Annotated in this window: 17 protein-coding genes and 1 rRNA gene; 13 read left to right on the top strand and 5 right to left on the bottom strand. The window is 42.4% G+C overall.

Annotated elements, in window-relative coordinates:
* Positions 1-7 precede the first annotated feature (7 nt).
* Positions 8-1,564: a lysine 5,6-aminomutase subunit alpha gene (locus tag BM243_RS14270; RefSeq protein WP_074913169.1), complete on the top strand. Its 1,557-nt coding sequence runs from the start codon at positions 8-10 to the stop codon at positions 1,562-1,564.
* The gene (locus BM243_RS14265) at positions 1,564-2,352 is read left to right on the top strand and encodes a lysine 5,6-aminomutase subunit beta (RefSeq protein ID WP_074913167.1); all 789 of its coding nucleotides are present in this window, start codon (positions 1,564-1,566) and stop codon (positions 2,350-2,352) included. Before BM243_RS14270 ends, BM243_RS14265 begins: the two co-directional genes overlap by 1 nt.
* A 426-nt stretch (positions 2,353-2,778) precedes the next feature.
* On the opposite strand, the gene BM243_RS14260 is transcribed toward BM243_RS14265, so the two are convergent.
* The 5 genes from BM243_RS14260 to map form a co-directional block, all read right to left on the bottom strand.
* A complete protein-coding gene (locus BM243_RS14260) occupies positions 2,779-3,231 on the bottom strand; it encodes a hypothetical protein (RefSeq protein ID WP_074913164.1) in 453 nt (150 codons plus the stop codon).
* A gap of 171 nt (positions 3,232-3,402) precedes the next feature.
* On the bottom strand, positions 3,403-4,470 hold the full coding sequence (locus BM243_RS14255) for an FAD:protein FMN transferase (protein WP_074913161.1): 1,068 nt from the start codon (positions 4,468-4,470) through the stop codon (positions 3,403-3,405).
* A gap of 124 nt (positions 4,471-4,594) precedes the next feature.
* The gene (locus tag BM243_RS14250; RefSeq protein ID WP_074913159.1) at positions 4,595-5,080 is read right to left on the bottom strand and encodes a DUF4830 domain-containing protein; all 486 of its coding nucleotides are present in this window, start codon (positions 5,078-5,080) and stop codon (positions 4,595-4,597) included.
* 18 nt (positions 5,081-5,098) lie between these two features.
* The gene (locus BM243_RS14245) at positions 5,099-5,671 is read right to left on the bottom strand and encodes a hypothetical protein (protein ID WP_074913157.1); all 573 of its coding nucleotides are present in this window, start codon (positions 5,669-5,671) and stop codon (positions 5,099-5,101) included.
* 546 nt (positions 5,672-6,217) lie between these two features.
* On the bottom strand, positions 6,218-6,994 hold the full coding sequence (gene map / locus BM243_RS14240; RefSeq protein WP_074913155.1) for a type I methionyl aminopeptidase: 777 nt from the start codon (positions 6,992-6,994) through the stop codon (positions 6,218-6,220).
* A 215-nt stretch (positions 6,995-7,209) separates the two neighbouring features.
* Between map and fusA the strand changes: the two genes are divergently transcribed.
* The 11 genes from fusA to BM243_RS14185 form a co-directional block, all read left to right on the top strand.
* Positions 7,210-9,300 (top strand): elongation factor G, encoded by a 2,091-nt coding sequence (fusA, locus tag BM243_RS14235; RefSeq protein ID WP_074913188.1) that lies wholly within the window; start codon positions 7,210-7,212, stop codon positions 9,298-9,300.
* Positions 9,301-9,476: 176 nt separating this feature from the next.
* The gene (locus BM243_RS14230) at positions 9,477-10,433 is read left to right on the top strand and encodes an ROK family protein (RefSeq protein ID WP_074913153.1); all 957 of its coding nucleotides are present in this window, start codon (positions 9,477-9,479) and stop codon (positions 10,431-10,433) included.
* A gap of 165 nt (positions 10,434-10,598) precedes the next feature.
* A complete protein-coding gene (locus BM243_RS14225) occupies positions 10,599-11,213 on the top strand; it encodes a histidine phosphatase family protein (RefSeq protein WP_074913151.1) in 615 nt (204 codons plus the stop codon).
* Positions 11,214-11,225: 12 nt separating this feature from the next.
* Positions 11,226-12,479, top strand: coding sequence for a competence/damage-inducible protein A (locus BM243_RS14220; RefSeq protein ID WP_074913148.1), 1,254 nt, complete (start codon positions 11,226-11,228; stop codon positions 12,477-12,479).
* Between the two features lie 28 nt (positions 12,480-12,507).
* A complete protein-coding gene (locus BM243_RS14215; RefSeq protein ID WP_074913146.1) occupies positions 12,508-14,064 on the top strand; it encodes an ABC-F family ATP-binding cassette domain-containing protein in 1,557 nt (518 codons plus the stop codon).
* 590 nt (positions 14,065-14,654) lie between these two features.
* Complete coding sequence (locus tag BM243_RS14210; protein ID WP_074913144.1) at positions 14,655-15,005, top strand: CidA/LrgA family protein; 351 nt, start codon at positions 14,655-14,657, stop codon at positions 15,003-15,005.
* Positions 15,002-15,694 carry an LrgB family protein gene (locus BM243_RS14205; protein WP_074913142.1) on the top strand — a complete coding sequence of 231 codons (693 nt, stop codon included), beginning with the start codon at positions 15,002-15,004 and terminating at the stop codon, positions 15,692-15,694. Before BM243_RS14210 ends, BM243_RS14205 begins: the two co-directional genes overlap by 4 nt.
* Before the next feature lie 267 nt (positions 15,695-15,961).
* Positions 15,962-16,546, top strand: coding sequence for a peptidase associated/transthyretin-like domain-containing protein (locus tag BM243_RS14200; RefSeq protein WP_074913141.1), 585 nt, complete (start codon positions 15,962-15,964; stop codon positions 16,544-16,546).
* Positions 16,547-16,681: 135 nt separating this feature from the next.
* The gene (locus tag BM243_RS14195; protein ID WP_074913139.1) at positions 16,682-17,026 is read left to right on the top strand and encodes an FMN-binding protein; all 345 of its coding nucleotides are present in this window, start codon (positions 16,682-16,684) and stop codon (positions 17,024-17,026) included.
* 109 nt (positions 17,027-17,135) lie between these two features.
* Positions 17,136-18,500 (top strand): MATE family efflux transporter, encoded by a 1,365-nt coding sequence (locus BM243_RS14190; RefSeq protein WP_074913137.1) that lies wholly within the window; start codon positions 17,136-17,138, stop codon positions 18,498-18,500.
* Between the two features lie 507 nt (positions 18,501-19,007).
* Positions 19,008-19,142 (top strand): 16S ribosomal RNA (locus BM243_RS14185); the annotation flags it as partial.

Genomic DNA, 19,142 nt, shown 5'->3' with positions numbered 1-19,142 from the left:
GAAGAATATGAGTAAAATCAGACTGGACGTTAAGAAAGTCAAAGAAGCGAGAGAACATGCAAAAAAGATTGCACTGAATACACAGCGTTTTGTGGAAGAGCACAGCACCGTTGCTGTAGAACGAACTGTTCTGCGTCTTTTGGGCGTAGATGGAATCAATGAGGAAGGGGTTCCATTGCCGAATCTTGTAGTGGATCATCTGAAAGAAAAACATGCCTTGGAGGATGGTGCAGCTTTTCATATCGGAAATGCCATGGTGATGCTGAAAAAGACACCACAGGAAATTGCAGAGGAAGTTGCAGCCGGAAATCTGGATCTTACGAAAATACCTGTGGCAGACGCTTTTGAAAGAAATCTGGCAGTGGAAGAAGTAGCCCAAAAAATGGTGGAAAAAATCCGAAAGAACCGTGGAGTCCGGGAAGAGAAACTTGAAAGGCTTGGGGATAAATCTGGTCCATATCTGTATGTTATTGTGGCTACAGGAAATATCTATGCTGACATTGTTCAGGCGAAGGCAGCAGCGAAACAAGGGGCAGATATCATCGCGGTCATCAGAACCACTGGACAGTCCCTGCTGGATTATGTGCCTTATGGTGCAACCACAGAAGGCTTTGGAGGGACCATGGCCACGCAGGAGAACTTCAGACTGATGCGTGAAGCCTTGGATGAAGTGGGAGAGGAGCTGGGCAGATATATCAGGCTCTGCAATTACTGTTCTGGTCTTTGTATGCCAGAAATTGCGGCCATGGGTGCCATGGAGCGATTGGATGTCATGCTGAATGATGCACTTTATGGAATTCTCTTTAGAGACATCAACATGAAAAGAACACTCATAGACCAGTACTTCTCCAGAGCAATCAATGGCTTTGCAGGTGTCATCATCAACACAGGAGAAGATAATTATCTCACGACAGCAGATGCTTATGAAGAAGCGCATACAGTCCTTGCTTCCCAGTTCATCAATGAACAGTTTGCCTTACTTGCAGGTCTTCCGGAGGAGCAGATGGGACTGGGACATGCCTTTGAAATGGATCCATCGCTGAAAAATGGGTTTTTGTATGAGCTGGCTCAAGCGCAAATGGCTAGAGAAATCTTCCCGAAAGCGCCGCTGAAGTATATGCCACCTACCAAGTTCATGACGGGAGATATTTTTAAAGGTCAGGTGCAGAATACACTTTTCAATATGGTGACGATTATGACGGGACAGAAGCTGCATCTGCTTGGAATGATGACAGAAGCGATCCATACGCCGTTTTTGTCTGACAGAGCGGCAGCCATTGATAATGCATCGTATATCTTCAACACGATGGAAGATTTCGGAAATGAAATTGAGTATAAAAAAGGCGGGATTATGGAAAAGCGTGCACAAGAGGTACTGGAAGAAACAGTAAAACTTCTTGGGAATATTGAGAAAGAAGGTCTCTTCAGGACATTGGAAACTGGAAAGTTTGCTGGAATCAAACGTCCTCAGGATGGGGGAAAAGGCTTGGATGGTGTGGTAAGAAAGAGTGCCCACTATGAAAATCCCTTTTTTGAACTTCTTTTGGAAGACGGGGTGAATTAATGAGCAGCGGTTTATACAGCAATAAAAAAGTCAGCTTGGATGAAAAACTGGATCTTCAGAAAGTGAAACCTTACGGAGATACCATGAACGATGGGAAGGTTCAGGTTTCCTTTACACTGCCGGTACCAGACGGAGATAAGGCAGTGGAGGCTGCAAAAGACCTTGCGAAGAAAATGGGGCTTCTGGATCCACTAGTTGCCCATCATAAGGCGCTAGACAAGGAGTTCACCTTCTTCGTGGTATATGGAAGTCTTCAGCATACTGTGAACTATGAGGAAATCCATGTGGAAGCTGTCAGTGGAACTGTAATGAGTATGGACGAAGTGAATACCTTTATTAAGGACGAGATTGGCAGAAAGGTCAGAGTGCTTGGTGCATCCACAGGGACGGATGCACACACCGTTGGTATTGATGCCATCATGAATATGAAAGGATTCGCAGGGCATTATGGTTTGGAGCGGTATGAAATGATGGAAGCCCTTAATATGGGCAGTCAGGTATCCAATGAGGAGTTTTTAAAGAAAGCAGTGGAGTTGGATGCGGATGTTCTCCTGGTGTCCCAGACTGTAACTCAAAAAAATGTCCATATCGATAATCTTGTTCACCTGGTTGAGCTTCTGGAAGCAGAAGGACTAAGAGACAAAATAGTTCTTATCTGCGGGGGGCCTAGAATCAGTCATGAGCTGGCGAAGGAGCTGGGGTATGATGCAGGATTTGGTCCTGGTAAGTATGCAGATGATGTGGCTTCTTTTGCAGTGGAAGAAATGGTTCGTAGAAATCTGAGATAGGTCATAAATGAAAAAAGGAAATGGAATCAGACTGCTTCTGATTTTCATTTCCTTTTTGGCTTTTATTACTATATTTTGGTCAATTTTTTTGTTAATGATCTGAATCTTTCAGCAAGATATCCTGATCATATTTTCGCAATGATATCCGGAAAACTCATCGCCAAGGGAACTCCAAGGACATGATCACCTGCAGCCTGGTGGAGGATCTGACTTGCAGTATCATGCAAGATCCAGTGTCAGGTTCGCCGATGATGATTCCCATGGGAAAATATCACTGTGAAGAGAGTTGTCAGAGCTGTCGATGTGCATCAAACTGGTCCTGAATAAAGAGTCTGCTCTAAAGAAAAAGCTTCTTCGTGAATATAGTGTAGATCATCGCAATCTTTGAAAGGGATTCAATTTTGAATCCCTTTATGTCTTGCCAATTTAGTTATAATTCCTCGAAATATCCTTGTACGACTCCATTAATTCCTGAGAAGTAGCTGCTATCTTTCCATCATCATAGGTGAACACAAATGAACGCATATCTTTATCGATGAGCATCCAATAGCCAATCCTAAGGTTTGATGAAGTAGGAGATGATATAGTTTGCATCTTTATATCCTTATCTTTTGACCATTGAATCCATACATTAGACGTTTGCTTATCGAAGTTTTCCAGATTGAACTTCCCAGTGAAATACTGCTCTTTAGAAAACAGATACTTATGAACAATACCATCAATATATATTGTTGAGTCTTTTGCATATTTATCCTTTTCATAAATCTGAACTGAGACATTTTCCTTGACGTCTGTTTTTAGTGTGATTCCTGACAGTATCCAGTACGTAACCCCCGCAATGATAAGCAACATCAAAGCATACTCTATTTTTTTTCTCATAGAGCCTCCATTATTCCATATTTTGATGTATTTGAATTTGAATAATTGTTAAATGAATACGGGCCCCTTCCCTGAAATCTTTGATTCTAATATTGCAGTTTGATGAATGTGCACGTATTAAAAGATTTTTGCTTTATAAATATGTTTTCAAGCTAGATGATCTGTAGAATATTACTTTTCTCTGATCTCAAAAAAATCAGAGGTTTTGTGAATGGTGCCATCCATCTCCATCCATAAGACTTCAGCGTCAAATTTTTCGGCGAGTTTTCTTCCTTCATCAACCGGAAGGAGAAAAAGCTCTGTGCTGAGATAATCAGCAGTTCCAGAGTCCTTGTGATAGATGGATACCTGAGCATAGAGAAATGCTGGATAAAGTGTATCGTTGTCGATGATATGAGAATATTTTTTGCCATCATGCCAGTAGTATCTCTGATAGTTTCCAGAAGAAACCAGAGATCCACTGGTGATGTGAATATTGGCCACAGATGGGTTTGTGCTGACAAATGGATCTTGTATACCGGTATTCCATGATCGCATTTTGCCATCACTGCCATAGGAGTGTCCTGATACGCGAACATTGCCACCAGCGTTCACTGCAAAGTCTGTTGCATCTGATGCTTCTAGTTTTTTTGCGACTAGCTCTGTAGCATAGCCTTTGGCGACACCGCCCACATCGATGGACATGAGAGGATCTTCGATATAGACCGTATTGGACTGATCATCAATGATGAGTTTGGATAAATCCGTATGAGCCCTCAGGGCTTCCAGTTCATTCAGATCGGGAATTTTAGAGTCTGTGTTGTCCTGGTCATATTCTTCCGGATCGCCGTACATATCCCTATAGTTGTGCCAAACTTTCAAAACAGCTCCCAGTGCAATGTTATTCTTTCCTTCCGTTTTTTCATGCATCTCTTTTGCGAACAGAAGAAGATCAATAACAGGCTGTTCTACAGGTACAGGTGCTTTGCCGGCAGCATCATTGATGGTTTTGATGTTAGCAACACCTGGATAGTCTTTGTATTTGTCAAAGAGTCTATGGTAATAAGAAAATTCATTTTTTAGAATCTCTGTGTTTTTCTCGAACTCTTCTTCATCCTCTGTATATTGGATAAACTGAATCACCGTGTCAAACATTTCATCTTCTATGAGATGTACTGTGAATTTCTCTTTGGTGCTGCTGCAGCCGGAAAATAGAAGAAGGAAAAGAAGGGGTATCGTACAATAAAATATTTTTTTCATTAGAACCTCAACTTATGTTTGATATTTCATTGCGACAACTGTAAAAACAGGCCGAATAGCGCAGTCTCAATGATCTCTGAGAGAATACTTTACATGAAATCATCTCCTGCAAAGGTAGTTTATATTATTCATAGGTCTCACTCCATTTTTGAAACCACTCCGGATAGGTAAGTCCAGTGAGCTCTTCTATGGATTTTCCCTCAATAGAGGAGATGCCGCCAAGAAATAGTACTCCTTCTTTATAGGGAACAGAATATCCGCCCACGTATTCTCCATCGATGACACCAAGATACAGTTCTGTGGATTCGGCGAGTTCAGTCATAAGATCCACAGGATGATTTTTCACACGATAGATATGGTATTTGATTGTCTTCCCTTCATACTTTGAAATATCAAACTCTTGGACTTCCCAGAATAATGCCAGATGAATATCTTTGTACTCCTCCTCTTTGCTTCTGATGACTCTCGTTAGAGTATCCACTTCGTGCTCCACTACGGTATAGCCCATTCCTTCCAGCTTCTCTGTGAAAATGGATTTCCAGGTATCTTGAGCGCATCCGGCAATAAGAAGCACAATAATCAGTAAAATAAAAGCTTTCATTTTCTTCATGATATACCTCGCTATCAGTTAATTCTTATTGTTCAGGACAAGTTTCAGGAAGTCTTTGCTTTCCATGGGTGTATCCATGGCATAGGGATTTCTTTCGTACTCCAGCTTTGTTCTAGGTACTTGAAACAACTGATCATTTTTCATCAGATAATAGTGTCCCGCATAATGAAGAACAGTCAGATCATTCTTATCGGAAGGATCAGCTAAGGCCATAGTATGATAAAACATTTCTCCGGGCTCTCCCCAAGCAAGGACTTGGTATTTAGAATATTCTTTTCCAATTAATATTGTACCTTCAGAGCTGCCGCTCTTTTCTAGAATGAACAACCAGTGGTCCTGTTTATAGAAGAGATCTGTTAAGTTGTCATAGGATTCATTCTCTATTGGTTCTTTGATGTAGTTTACTGCAAATCCTTTTTCGTTAATGGAGTAGTAGTCTTTTGCCAAAGTGTAAGCGATGTTTCTATTCTTAATCATCTGGAGCACCTCTTCAGGAATCCGATTCTCTTTTGTCCGTGTCAGAGCGAAAATGGACAGAGCGGATAATGAAAAGGTCAGTACAGCTGCAAGATGGATCATTTTCTTTTTCATAGTTGCACCTCTGTGATTTTTTCAAACCTTGTTTTACTTACACCTAAACAGTTGTGTTCAGCTCCTGATGGCTCTTTTTGAGGACGAATATCATAGTCTTGATTACTTGAACGATATCTCAATAAATATGAGTACATTTATTATAGTATATATAATTTATCATAAAATTCAAAAAAAAAAAAAAAACAGATTTATATATTTCTTCTGTGACATTTCAGCAAAAATAAAACAGGCTCTATACTAAGAGCCTGCAGATGTATACTTATTCAGTTTTTGTTGTTTGTACATCATACGGTTTATGAGCGTTAATGTCTTTAACAGTCACCATGTAAGGAATATCATCTCACTTATTCAATGGCTTAATTTTCTGCTCTTATCGTATGAAAGGATTCAATTTCCAGGTCTGATGTTCCCATCGGACTCACATCCTTACAGTTATTTGGATGTCTGGCATCCATCTGTTTCTTGTATTCAGTATAGCAGAAAATCATATAAAATGGAATATTCATGCAGATAAATAATCAAATATTCACAATGTGCACTATTCTATACAAAGGGATCATAGAAATCAGATTCCACGCCATGGGTAAGGATCATGGGTCCATCTTTTGTGACCACTACAGTATGCTCAAACTGATAGATGTAGTTTTTATGTGGTGTTTTCAGTGTCCACCCGTCGGGATATTCTTCCACGTAGTCATCTTTCTCACTGATGAAGGTCTCAATGGCCAGCACATGGCCTTCTTTCACCAGGGATGCGCCTCGGCGTTCGTTGTAGTTGAAAATATTTTCCGGATGATCATGGAGGGTTTTTCCAACCCCATGTCCGGTAAGGTTTTTGATGACTGTAAAGCCGTGGGACTGTGCTTCATTATAGACTGCTCTGCCAAGATTGTTGGTCATGGTACCTGGCATGGCTTTTTCAATGGACTTGTAGAGGGCTTTTTTTGCGGTCTCTAAAAGCAGTTTGTTCTTCTCTCCTGCTGGAGGAATATTTAGGGTTAATCCAGTATCAGCAAAGAACCCGTTTTTAGAAGCGGATACATCAATGTTGACCTTATCGCCTTCTTTTAGCGCATAGTCAGAAGGGATCCCGTGAGCCACCACATCATTGACACTGATACAGGTATATCCTGGAAAGTCATATTCTCCCATAGGTGCTGATTCTGCTTCATTTTCTTCAAAGAGTCTTTTGGCAATGAGATCCAGTTCCAGGGTGGTTATGCCAGGCCTTACTGCCTTTGCCATCTCATCTCTCACCAGTGCGCAGATGCGGCCGATTTCTTTTAATGCTTCCAAATCCTCTTGTGTTCTTACTATCATATAAAATCACTCCTTGATGAATATTATAAGACACTTTCATTGGATTGGAAAATAAACTTTCCTTTGAATTTACCGAATATACTACAATATTAAGAAAAAAGACTAGCCTGATTATAGAAAATACTCAGAAAATTTGATATGATGAGAAGGAAGTTAAAGGTTTTCATTGAAAGCCGTATCTTAAAAATCATACAGCAGGAGGAAATGATATGTATATTAAAGAGTACCGTATCAAAAACTTACGCAATGTCGGAATAATCGGCCACAGTGGCACTGGAAAGACATCTCTGGCTGAAGCGCTTCTTTACTATACCAAGTCCATTGACAGACTGGGCAGAGTAGAAGACGGCACCACGACAACAGACTTTGATTCTGAAGAGAAGAAGAAGCAGATTTCACTCCAGGCTTCTGTGGCTCCATTTACCTATCAGGATATCAAGTTCAATATGGTGGACGTACCCGGATTCTTTGATTTTGTGGGAGAACAGATTCAGGGAATGAGAGCCGTGGACGTGGCAACCATCGTTGTATCCGCAGCTTCTGGAATTGAAGTTGGAACAGATAAGGCGTGGGACTACTGCAATAAGATTAAACTTCCTAGAACTTTTTTCATCAACAAACTGGACCGTGACCATACAGATTTTGATAAAGTATTTGCTCAGCTGAAGGAAAAATATGGCATGAGTGTTGTTCCGATCCAGTATCCCATCGGAAAAGAAGAAAACTTCCATGGCGTCATCAACATTATTTCCAACCGTGCAAGAATACATGATCCCAAGACCTTTGAAATGAAGGAAGCTCCTGTTCCAGAGGATTTGGTGGATAAGGTCAATGAACTTAGAGAAATGATCATTGAGTCCGTGGCTCAGACCGATGAAGCACTTCTGGAGAAGTACTTCGGCGGAGAAGAGCTGACTCATGAAGAAATATACAATGCGCTCATCAAGGGCTGTGCATCTGGAGACATTGCCCCTGTCACTTGTGGTAGTGCGTCCAAGGTCATCGGTATGACAACGCTTCTTGAGGATATGATTGAATGTTTCCCAACACCGGAATATGCCATCCCGCAGAAAGCGGTTGTGGTGGAGACTGGAGAAACAGAGTTTATTCCTCTTTCAGAAGACAAACCATTCTCCGGACTTGTGTTTAAGACCATCGCAGACCCCTTTGTCGGAAAGATTTCTCTTTTTAGAGTCATCACTGGACACATCCGTCCAGATACGCCGGTTTTCAACACCAATCAGGACAAGCCTGAAAAGATCAACACACTGATCTTCCTAAGAGGAAAAAACCAGATTCTTACAGATAAAATAATCGCTGGAGACATTGGCGCGGTAACAAAGCTTCAGTTCACCAAGACTGGTGAAACCATCTGTGACCCAAAATTCAAGGTGATTTATGACAAATTCAATTTCCCTCAGCCCACCATGACCATGGCTGTCATGCCAAAGGCAAAAGGGGATGAGGATAAGATTTCTTCCGGTCTTCAAAGACTCGTGGAAGAAGATCCTACCTTTACCATGGAGAGAGACCCTGAAACTGCAGAGATCCTCATCTCTGGACAAGGGGATACTCATCTTGAAATTCTTGCTTCCAGACTGAAATCCAAGTTCAGCGTAGATGTGGAGCTCAGAAAGCCTAGAATTCCTTATAGAGAAACCATCAAGAAAAAGTCTGATGTTCAAGGCAAGCATAAGAAGCAGTCCGGTGGACATGGACAGTATGGAGATGTCAAAATCATCTTTGAACCACGTCCTGATGGAGAAGATGAACTGCTCTTTGTGGATAAGGTTGTCGGTGGTGCAGTACCTCGAAACTATATTCCTGCAGTAGAAAAAGGCCTTCGTGAATCCATTCAGGAAGGAATTCTGGCTGGATATCCCGTGATTAAGCTTCAGGCTACCCTATACGATGGAAGCTTCCACCCTGTGGATTCTTCTGAAATGGCTTTCAAGGTTGCAGCGAACCTTGCCTTTAAGAAAGGTATGGAGATGGCAAGTCCAGCGCTTCTGGAGCCCATCATGAAAGCCAGCATCATCATTCCAGATGAGTACATGGGAGATATCATGGGAGACATCAACAAGAAGAGAGGACGTGTCCTTGGTATGGAGCCAGTGGATGGCAAGCAGATGGTTCTGGCAGAAGTGCCACTGTCTGAAATGCAGACCTATGCGACGGACCTCCGATCCATGACCCAGGCTAGAGGCGACTTCCAGATGGAGTTCACAAGATATGAGGAAGTTCCACCATCAGAAGTCCAGAAGATCGTGGAAGAGACCAAGAAGTTCAAAGAATCAAAAGAATAAACATCAGAGGAGGTTCAGTGTAAAGCTGAATCTCCTTTTTTGCAGCAGGATCCTGGAAAGCCCATGACTCAGTCAAAAGTAGTTCAAAAGAGCTTCTTAATTTTCGGTGAATGGATAGGGTATCCAGGTAACCCATGATATAATTGAAGCAAATGTGTAGTGTATGGAGGATGAACATGAAGAAATATGTGATTGGTGTAGATTTAGGCGGAACAAAAATCACCACTGCCATCAGCGATCTTGAAGGAAGGATAATTGAAAAAACAACCCTTGCCACTGGATCCCATTTGGGAGAAGAGGTGGTCATGAATAGAATATTTGAGTCCATCTCCATGGTGCTGGAAGCCTCCCAGATTAGTGATGAGGAGGTCAGGGCCATCGGAATCGGTTCACCAGGTCCACTGGATGCGGAAAAAGGAACCATCATCACAACACCCAATCTTCCTTTCAAAAATTACAATGTAGTAAAGCCCATTGTAAAGAAGTTCGGGATCCCCACCTATCTGGACAATGATGCCAATGCGGCAGCTCTAGGAGAGTATGCTTTCGGTGCAGGAAAAGGCACAAAGCACATGCTTTATCTCACCGTATCCACGGGCGTAGGCGGAGGAGCAGTTCTCAATGGAAGACCTTACAGAGGAAACACATCCAATGCATTAGAAGTGGGTCATATGACCATTGAGCCTTTCAGCAAGCATCAGTGCAACTGCGGAAAGTATGGAGATCTTGAATCCCTTTCATCAGGTACTGCCATTGCCAAAAGAGCGAAGGAAGCAGTAGCTGCTGGAAGAGAGACCTCCCTGAAAGAGGTGGAGACCATCACCAGTTATGAAGTGCATCAGGCATATCTGGCTGGAGACGAGGTAGCCAAGGAGATTCTCGATCAGGCGTTCATGTACCTAGGCATCGGAATCGCAAACCTCATTGTGAACTTTGATCCTGAAGTCATTGCCATTGGGGGAGGCGTGTCTAAAATAGGGGACCTCTTCTTTGACAAGGTGAAGGCTTCCGCACGGGAGAGAAGCTTTGACTTTATGTTTGATGCCACCAAGATCGTTCCGGCAGAACTTGGACAGGATGCGGGGGTCATTGGCGCCATCGCTCTGGCGCTGATTGAAAGTGAAGACAAATAAGGTGAACTGAAACGGGAGTTTTTCCGGAGAGCCTGCTCTTTGGGAAAACTCTTTTTCAAGTCGAAGGATATCTGTCTCCACTGATTTGCAAAGTAAATCAGTGTTTTCATGGTACTTCACATATGGTAGAATAGATGGGTCAGAAAAAGAGAAGTGGGTGTAAAAATGCTGAACCTTTATATCACAAGACATGGGGAGACCCAGTGGAACACACAAAAAAGACTGCAGGGGTGGATGAACTCGCCGCTGACAGAGCGTGGCATTGCCCAGGGGAAAATGCTGCATGAAGCTGTAAAAATGTACAATATAGAAAAAATATACACAAGCCCCAGTGAACGTGCCGCAAAGACAGCCCTCGCTGCCAAAGGTCATTTGCCCCTTGAGGTGGAGTTTCTGGAAGAACTGAAAGAAATGAATATGGGAGACTGGGAAGGAAAGACATTGGAGGAAATCAGAGCCAAAGAACCAGACAACTTTGAAAACTACTGGAACAAACCTCATCTCTTTCAAAAGAACTCTGGTGAGAATTTTGATGAAATATTGGGAAGAGCCCAGAAAGCGCTGGACATCATCACCAAGAACCATCCTTCTGGTAATATCCTCATCGTGACCCATGGGGTTACCCTAAAAGCGCTGATGAGCCAGTTCAGTCCAGAAGGATTCATTGAATTCTGGAAAAAACCGGTGGTGGAGCAGGCCAGTATTTCAAAGATCGTCATCAGCCCGGAGGGAAGCAGTGAAATCGCCCTGTACGGCGATACAAAGCACTTTAGTGTATAGGAGAGTAAGTAGATGAATGCAGAAATTATGGCAGTAGGCACGGAGCTTCTGCTTGGAGATATTGTAAACACCAATGCCCAGTATCTGGCTAAGGAGCTGGCTCTTTTAGGATTTGGCATCTATAGACAGACCACAGTGGGAGACAATGAGGTTCGGCTGGAAATTGCGCTGAAAGAAGCGCTGAAAGAAGCAGATATTGTCATCACCACGGGAGGCCTTGGGCCTACACCCGATGACATCACGAAAGAAATCTCAGCGAAAGTATTCTCCCAGGAGCTGGTTCTTCATGAACCCTCTTACAAAGTCATTGAAACCTATTTTAGAAACAATGCAAGGGCCATGGAGAATGGGAATCAGAAGCAGGCTATGTTTCCAGCTTCTGCCATCGTCCTTGATAACCCCAACGGCACGGCACCAGGATGCATCATCGTTGGACCAGAGAACAAGTTTATCATCAATTTGCCAGGTCCTCCACGAGAAATGAAGCCCATGTTTGAAAACAAAGTGAAGCCATTTCTTCTGCAGTTCATGGAGCATACCATCATCTCCAAGACTCTGAGGTGTATTGGTCTTGGGGAATGGGATATGGCCACAAGAGTGAAGGATCTTATTGATTCTTCAGAAAATCCCACCGTAGCTCCTTATGCGAAAGACGGAGAGTCCATTCTACGCATTACTGCAAGAGCCAAAACGGAAGAAGAAGCAAGAATGATGATTGCACCTGTTGAAGAGGAAATCAGAAGACGGATTGGAGAGTACATTTATGGCATTGATGAGGACACACTTGAAGATGTCATAGGACGAGAACTGGTTTCGCACAATAAAAGTATTGCCATTGCAGAGTCTGTAACAGGCGGCATGATTGCGTCGAGACTGCTTTCCTTCGAGGGTGGCATGTCCAAGGTGCTGAAGGAAGCTTTTGTCACCTACAGCGATGAGTCAAAGATGAAATATCTTGGTGTGAAAGAAGAGACATTGAGAAGCTTCGGTGCGGTCAGCGAGGAAACTGCTAAAGAGATGGCACAGGGGCTTCATGAAGCCACGGGCAGCGAAGTATGCCTGGTGACCACAGGAATTGCAGGTCCCACAGGAGGATCCGAAGAGAAGCCGGTTGGCCTTGTCTACATAGGGATTTATCTGGATGGATCAGTCCATGTGTGGAAAAGATACTTCACAGGCGGACGAGAAAGAATCAGAATACGCACCACCATAGCCGCTCTGGATTATCTGAGAAGGCTGATGAATGGAATAGAAGTAATAGAATAATGAATGAAAGAAAAGGTAGAGAGAGAATTTGAGTATTTTAACAGTTAAAAATGTCAGCCACGGTTTTGGAGACCGTGCAATATTTGAAGATGTGAGCTTCCGTCTTTTAAAAGGCGAGCACGTTGGGATCATCGGAGCCAATGGAGAAGGGAAATCCACCTTCATGAATATCGTCACAGGAAAACTGATGCCAGATGAGGGGACAGTGGAGTGGGCCAATAGAGTCCGAGTGGGTTATCTTGACCAGCATTCCAGCCTTCAGAAAGGAGCCACCATCCGGGATGTGCTGAAGAGCGCTTTCCAGTATCTTTTTGACATGGAGCAGGAGATTTTCTCCATTGGAGACAAGATGGGCTCTTGTACAGAAGAAGAACTCTATAAGCTCATGGATGAAATGGGGACCCTCCAGGATATCCTCGACAACAGCGGATTCTACAACATCGATCCGAAAGTGGAGGAAGTGGCCAGAGGACTTGGTCTTCGGGATGTAGGCCTCGATAAAATGGTGGATGAGCTTTCAGGAGGCCAGAGAAGCAAGGTGCTCCTTGGCAAGCTTCTTCTGGAATCGCCGGATATTCTTCTTCTGGATGAGCCTACAAACTATCTGGATGAGGAACATATTGACTGGCTGAAGGTTTACCTCAAGAGTTATGAAAATGCTTTTATGCTGATTTCCCATGATATTCCGTTTATCAACGAAGTGGTGAATCTTATTTATCATATGGAAAATAGAGCTTTGACCCGTTATGTCGGAAATTATGATGCTTTCCAGGAGGTCTACGAGGCCAGAAAGAAGCAGGTGGAAGCTGCCTATGAAAGGCAGCAGCAGGAAATTGGAAAGCTTGAAGACTTCATTGCGAGAAATAAAGCACGAGTGGCCACTTCCAATATGGCCAAATCCAGACAGAAGAAGCTGGATAAGATGGATAAGATTGAACTGATGAAAGACAAGCCAAAGCCAAGCTTTGATTTTAAAATTGGAAAAACCTCTGGAAAACTGATATTTAAAACAGATCATCTGGTCATTGGATACGATGAACCCTTAACCAAGCCTGTGAATGTGTACCTTGAAAAAGGAATGAAGGTAGCGCTCACTGGAGCCAACGGGCTTGGAAAATCAACTCTTCTGAAGAGTCTTATGGGCCTTCTTCCTCCGTTCAGCGGAGAGATTGAAACTGGTGAGAACATTGAGATTGGTTATTTTGAGCAGGAAGGCCAAAAGGACAACTACAATACCTGTATCGAGGAGTTCTGGGCATCCTATCCATCGTATAATCAGTATGAGGTTCGAAGCGCTCTAGCCAAGTGCGGTCTTACCACAAAACACATTGAATCAAAAGTCATGGTACTCTCTGGTGGAGAACAGGCAAAGGTGAGACTTGCCAAGGTGATGAACCGGGATGCCAATGTGCTGATTTTGGATGAGCCAACGAATCATCTGGATCAGGATGCGAAGGATGAACTGAAAAGAGCGCTTCAGGAATACAAAGGCACAATACTTCTGGTTTCTCATGAGAGAGAGTTCTATGAGGAAATTGCTACACATATCTGGAATTGTGAGGAATGGACGAGAAAGATTTTCTAGTTTGGTAGATTTGAATACAATCCTAATAATCTTAAACTCTTGAGCAAAATGGGTTCAATAGATATCAATAGCAATGAGTACGTGATTGACAGTTACATGAAAGAATATACTGGTTAAAATCCAAAAGCGTAAGAATAGATTGTGAAGCTGCTCAAGTTCGTAGTCATCAGGAAGATACATTTGAAGAGCCGGAAACCCTCATCTGAAAGAGAACGCATGTTGAAGATTCAGGTGAGAAGAGCCGCCACCAAAATCCTATAAAACTTTATGAAGCTAGTTTGATTCCTTGTGCTGCACTTGCCTATTGGTAAGGTGTTCTCTAGGTGTTACCATCCCCGAACGGTATGCATCTTTATGGCCAATGGCAGTACTGGAAGCATTCCTTCATGGAATCAAACAGCTTTTTCATGCTTTTTAGGCGGACTGTATTCTTTTGTACAAAATAGTAAGCCTGTGGAACTATAGAAAGACTCTAAAGCACAACTTCCAAATGGAAGTCCAGTGCTTCTTTTTTCATAGTGACATAACTTAAGTGGTCTGAAAAACAGATCATAAACTCAAATAATTCTTGATTAGTAAAGGGGGACTTTATGAAGCTTTTACGACAACTCGCCTGGGTTCTATTTATGCTTTTTCTTGGAGAACTTCTGAGAGTATTTTTAAGGATCAGTATTCCTGGAACTGTCATTGGTATGATTATCTTATTTCTTTTGCTTTTATCAGGACGGCTCAAACTGGAACAGGTTGCGGATATTTCAAATTTCCTTCTCGATCATCTGGCGTTTTTCTTTGTGCCCGCTGGTGTAGGGCTTATGGCGAACTTTCAGGTCATCAAAGAAGCATGGGTGCCGATTCTATCCATCATAGGGATCTCGACAGTTCTTGTGATGGGTGTCACGGGATGGACCATTCAGCTGATGAAAAGGAGAAAATCATCATGAAAGACTTTCTTGCAACGCCTATTTTTGGGATTTTACTTTCTATCGTGTGCTATGAGGTTGGGATTCTCATTCAGAGAAGATGGAGACATCCAATGCTGAATCCGTTGCTCCTTGCGATTGTATTTGTAATTCTCATTCTTACGGTGTTTGATATTCCAAAAGAGACCTATGATCTTGGAGGAAGCTATATCCTGTTTCTGCTTGGACCAGCCACTGTTGTTATGGCGGTTCCTCTTTATAGGCAGATCAATCTTCTGAAGAAAGACTGGCTTCCCATTCTAGTGGGTATTTTTGCAGGCAGTGTCACTTCTGTTCTCAGTGTCATCGGTTTGGCCAAGGTTTTTCACTTGGATCTTGAGATTGCAGTATCCATGCTCCCTAAATCCGTGACAACAGCCATCGGCATGGAGATATCCAAGGAAGTAGGCGGGGTGGTGTCATTGACCGTAGCTGTGATTGTGCTGACAGGAATCCTAGGAGCTGTGATAGGACCTTTCATACTCAAGGTATTGGGGATTAAAGATGAGGTGGCCCAAGGGGTAGCAATGGGCACAGCAGCTCATGCAGTAGGTACTTCCAAAGCAATGGAGCTTGGAGAAACACAAGGGGCCATGAGCGGTCTTTCCATTGGTATCGCAGGACTTGCTACTGTACTCATCATTCCTCTTTTGATTAGATTATTAGGATAAGTACTGTTATTGAATGTATAGCATTTGTGATGTTTTCACCTGCAGAGTAGTATTGGAGGCTCTAAGCTGATTGTTCTATGGGATATGTCATCGGATATTTGAGGGAACTCAGAATCCTGGAGTCAGTGTATTGAGTGAGCGAAGTATTCACTTGTTCTTCATAAACCATTAAGACTCTCCTAGGCTTTTTTGTGTAGAATGGTATATAGTAGAAGCAGCAGCCTAGGGGCTGTTTTTGAAAGTGAGAGCAGAAATCGAGGGTTTGTTATGGGTAAGATAAATGGAACGGTAAAAGATTATAAAGGAAATATTCTAAAGGATGCGGAAATTCTCTTCGTGGATCCTGGGATGAATGTTTTAGCCAGCGGATACAGCAATGAGGATGGAGAATATTATCTTCAGCTGAATGACCGCACAACAGGTATGGTTGTAGCAATGCATTCCTATGGAGAGAAATATCTGGCTTATGCGGAGCATAATCTTTACAGTCAGAAAGATTATAGAATTGATGCAGTACTTGGGGAGATCGAGTTTCTGAATTTCAAAAGACAAGTTGGTGCGAACAGGAGTGTATTCTCGTGCAGTTTTCAGGTGGTTTCTCTACTTGAAATGAAGGAAAAGAAACCAAACTGGTCACCAAGTACTATGGAAAAGTATTTTGGTCTGAACATTGGGGAAGAGGAGATCAGAGAGTATGAGCTGAGAAAAGAGTGTGACTCTGTTGAGGTGGATGGACATTGGCTTGATACATATACATTGTCGTTTCAATTACCCCAGGAGTATAGAGGGAAACTGCTGGAATTATCCTATAAGAGTTCTAATGCTGTAGGGTTTCTTAAAATTTATCTATAGTTTGATACAAATCCTTAAAACTTTCAGGTGCGGTTGAAAAATTTGAAAGATAGCGATAAAATAAGTAGTGTTTAAGGACAGAATCCATGGATTTATCTTTAGACAAAATACATATGTATAAAGGAGAGGTCATAGATGAAGAAAATTGTTATGCTTGCAGCTTCTGTACTTCTTTCCGTGGGTGTTCTTGTAGGTTGCGGATCTTCTGCAGCTCTTAAGGATGGTTCTTACCAGGGAGAAGCTCAGGGACACAACGGTGTGATTAAGCTTACTGTTACTGTAGCGGACGGAGTAATCTCCGGAGTTACTGTAGATGAGAATGCAGAAACACCAGAATTATTCCCAAGTGCGGAAGAGAAGGTTATCCCATCTGTTGTTGGAAAGAAGTCCGCTGATGATGCTGAAGTAGCATCAGGTGCAACTGTTTCCTCCAACGCCCTGAAGGAAGCCATCAACAAGGCACTGGAACAGGCTAAGTAAAAACCAGAACAGATTATTTGATTATCCCCATGGAACTTCTAGGTATACTGAAGATTCATGGGGTATAATTATGTCGTGAAATATTTAAATGAGCAAGGAGCTTAGCTATATGGGCGAAAAAGTGAATCTGACCCATGGTCATATCGGTGCAACTCTGACAAAACTTGCGCTGCCGATCATGGGTACTTCTTTTGTACAAATGACATATAATTTAACAGATATGTTCTGGGTGGGGAAACTTGGTAGTAATTCTGTGGCAGCAGTGGGAACTGCGGGTTTCTTTTCCTGGTTCTCTTTTTCGCTGATTCTTCTATCTAAGATTGGCGCAGAAGTCTTTGTGGCCCAGCATCTTGGTAAAGAAGACGAAGAAGGGGCTAAGAACTACGCGAGGAGCGCTATTCATCTTAATATGTTTCTCGCAGTTTTATATGGAGCTTTTCTATTGAGCATGAGACATCCTCTCATCAGTTTTTTCAATTTGGGAGATCCTGAAGTTATTGGTCTTGCCACGGGATATCTGAGCATCATTGCAGTGGGAGTTCTATTCTCTTTTATCAACCCGGTTTTTACTGCGATATTTAATGGTTCTGGTAACAGCAGGACACCATTTCTTATAAACCTTACAGGGTTAGGACTCAATATGATTCTGGATCCTGTTTTTATTCATGGGTTTGGCCCGCTAAAACCCATGGGAGTGTATGGAGCTGGATATGCAACTGTTCTTGCCCAGGTGATTGTGACGGTGATTTTTATCATCATCATGGCTACCAGCAGAGACAGCTTCTTTAAAATCAATATTTTTAAACGGATTGATTTGTCCAGAATAAAAATCATCATAAAGCTGGGTTTACCCGTAGGTATACAGAACGGCCTTTTTTCAATCATTGGAATGGTTCTGGCGCGGATTATATCTGTGTATGGTCCAGAAGCCATTGCAGCACAGAAACTGGGTTCTCAGATTGAGTCCATATCCTGGATGACTGCCAGCGGATACTCCACCGCAATTAGTGCTTTTGTTGGTCAAAACTATGGAGGGAAGAAATATGACCGAATCATGAAAGGATATTTTTCTGGCTTGAGACTCATGTCCTTCATTGGTATTTTTGCCATGGCTCTTTTGTATTTCTTTGCGGTACCCCTGTTCACCATTTTCATAAATGATCCCATAACGGTGGAAATGGGAGCGTCTTATCTCATGATCATTGCTTTTTCCCAATGGTTTGCCACGCTGGAGATCTCCAACCAGGGAGCGTTCAATGGGCTTGGCAAGACTTTCTACCCATCCGTGGTGGGGATAGTTTTTAATCTACTAAGAATCCCCATGGCTTATTTCTTTTCCCAGGATTTAGGCTTGGGTTTAGACGGAGTATGGTGGGCCATTACCGTATCCAGTATTTTTAAAGGTCTTGTTTTATTTGTATTTTTTTATCTAGTAGTAATCAGGAAGTACAGAAAAACTGGAGAAATCAGTTAGCATATTAAGAAAACCCTCTTCTCTATTTCGATAGGGAGAGGGTTTTTTGTGGGCTAAAAATCAGGAGCTACGGGAGGGAATGTGTGCGCTCAATCTATGAGATATCAATGTATTAACGACATCTTAACAAAAACTTTACCGTGTGTATCACGATATGAAAAAAGAAGATATTTAAAGAAAAAGAGAACTATGGAAAGATAAACTCATTTTTTAAAGATATTTGACAATTTGGGCTCAAAATAAAATGTTATTATTATGAACGTCGCCGAACGAGTCTTGTTTCAAGGTCTTCAGCGATTGACAATGTAGTACCCCGGTACTATAATGAAAATGTTCTCTCAAAAAGAGAATGCAAACACAGTTCTTTGAAAATTAAACAGAATATAGGTAAAAAACCAAAGTAATTCTTTTTGAGAAATCAAAAAAAACCACTTTCTGAAAAGAAAGTGCGAACTTCATGAAAATGGAGTTCAGAAGCTAGTGTAATGAATAGCTAGTTCAAACTTTTAAATTGAGAGTTTGATCCTGGCTCAGGACGAACGCTGGCGGCGTGCCTAACACATGCAAGTCGAGCGGAGAATGCGGATATGTTTACATAGAAGCGTTCTTAGCGGCGGACGGGTGAGTAACACGTGGGTAACC

It is taken from the genome of Proteiniclasticum ruminis, assembly GCF_900115135.1.
In the GTDB taxonomy this organism is placed as follows: domain Bacteria; phylum Bacillota; class Clostridia; order Clostridiales; family Clostridiaceae; genus Proteiniclasticum; species Proteiniclasticum ruminis_A.
This window is presented reverse-complemented; position numbering and strand designations above follow the sequence as displayed.

Excerpts from the sequence above, each read along its gene's own strand:
- BM243_RS14245 (WP_074913157.1), bottom strand. The coding sequence starts at position 5,671 with ATGAAAAAGAAAATGATCCATCTTGCAGCTGTACTGACCTTTTCATTA.
- BM243_RS14190 (WP_074913137.1), top strand. The coding sequence starts at position 17,136 with ATGGGCGAAAAAGTGAATCTGACCCATGGTCATATCGGTGCAACTCTG.
- BM243_RS14265 (WP_074913167.1), top strand. The coding sequence starts at position 1,564 with ATGAGCAGCGGTTTATACAGCAATAAAAAAGTCAGCTTGGATGAAAAA.
- BM243_RS14225 (WP_074913151.1), top strand. The coding sequence starts at position 10,599 with ATGCTGAACCTTTATATCACAAGACATGGGGAGACCCAGTGGAACACA.
- BM243_RS14270 (WP_074913169.1), top strand. The coding sequence starts at position 8 with ATGAGTAAAATCAGACTGGACGTTAAGAAAGTCAAAGAAGCGAGAGAA.
- map (WP_074913155.1), bottom strand. The coding sequence starts at position 6,994 with ATGATAGTAAGAACACAAGAGGATTTGGAAGCATTAAAAGAAATCGGC.
- BM243_RS14230 (WP_074913153.1), top strand. The coding sequence starts at position 9,477 with ATGAAGAAATATGTGATTGGTGTAGATTTAGGCGGAACAAAAATCACC.
- BM243_RS14200 (WP_074913141.1), top strand. The coding sequence starts at position 15,962 with ATGGGTAAGATAAATGGAACGGTAAAAGATTATAAAGGAAATATTCTA.
- BM243_RS14195 (WP_074913139.1), top strand. The coding sequence starts at position 16,682 with ATGAAGAAAATTGTTATGCTTGCAGCTTCTGTACTTCTTTCCGTGGGT.
- BM243_RS14250 (WP_074913159.1), bottom strand. The coding sequence starts at position 5,080 with ATGAAGAAAATGAAAGCTTTTATTTTACTGATTATTGTGCTTCTTATT.
- BM243_RS14205 (WP_074913142.1), top strand. The coding sequence starts at position 15,002 with ATGAAAGACTTTCTTGCAACGCCTATTTTTGGGATTTTACTTTCTATC.
- BM243_RS14210 (WP_074913144.1), top strand. The coding sequence starts at position 14,655 with ATGAAGCTTTTACGACAACTCGCCTGGGTTCTATTTATGCTTTTTCTT.
- BM243_RS14260 (WP_074913164.1), bottom strand. The coding sequence starts at position 3,231 with ATGAGAAAAAAAATAGAGTATGCTTTGATGTTGCTTATCATTGCGGGG.
- BM243_RS14255 (WP_074913161.1), bottom strand. The coding sequence starts at position 4,470 with ATGAAAAAAATATTTTATTGTACGATACCCCTTCTTTTCCTTCTTCTA.
- BM243_RS14220 (WP_074913148.1), top strand. The coding sequence starts at position 11,226 with ATGAATGCAGAAATTATGGCAGTAGGCACGGAGCTTCTGCTTGGAGAT.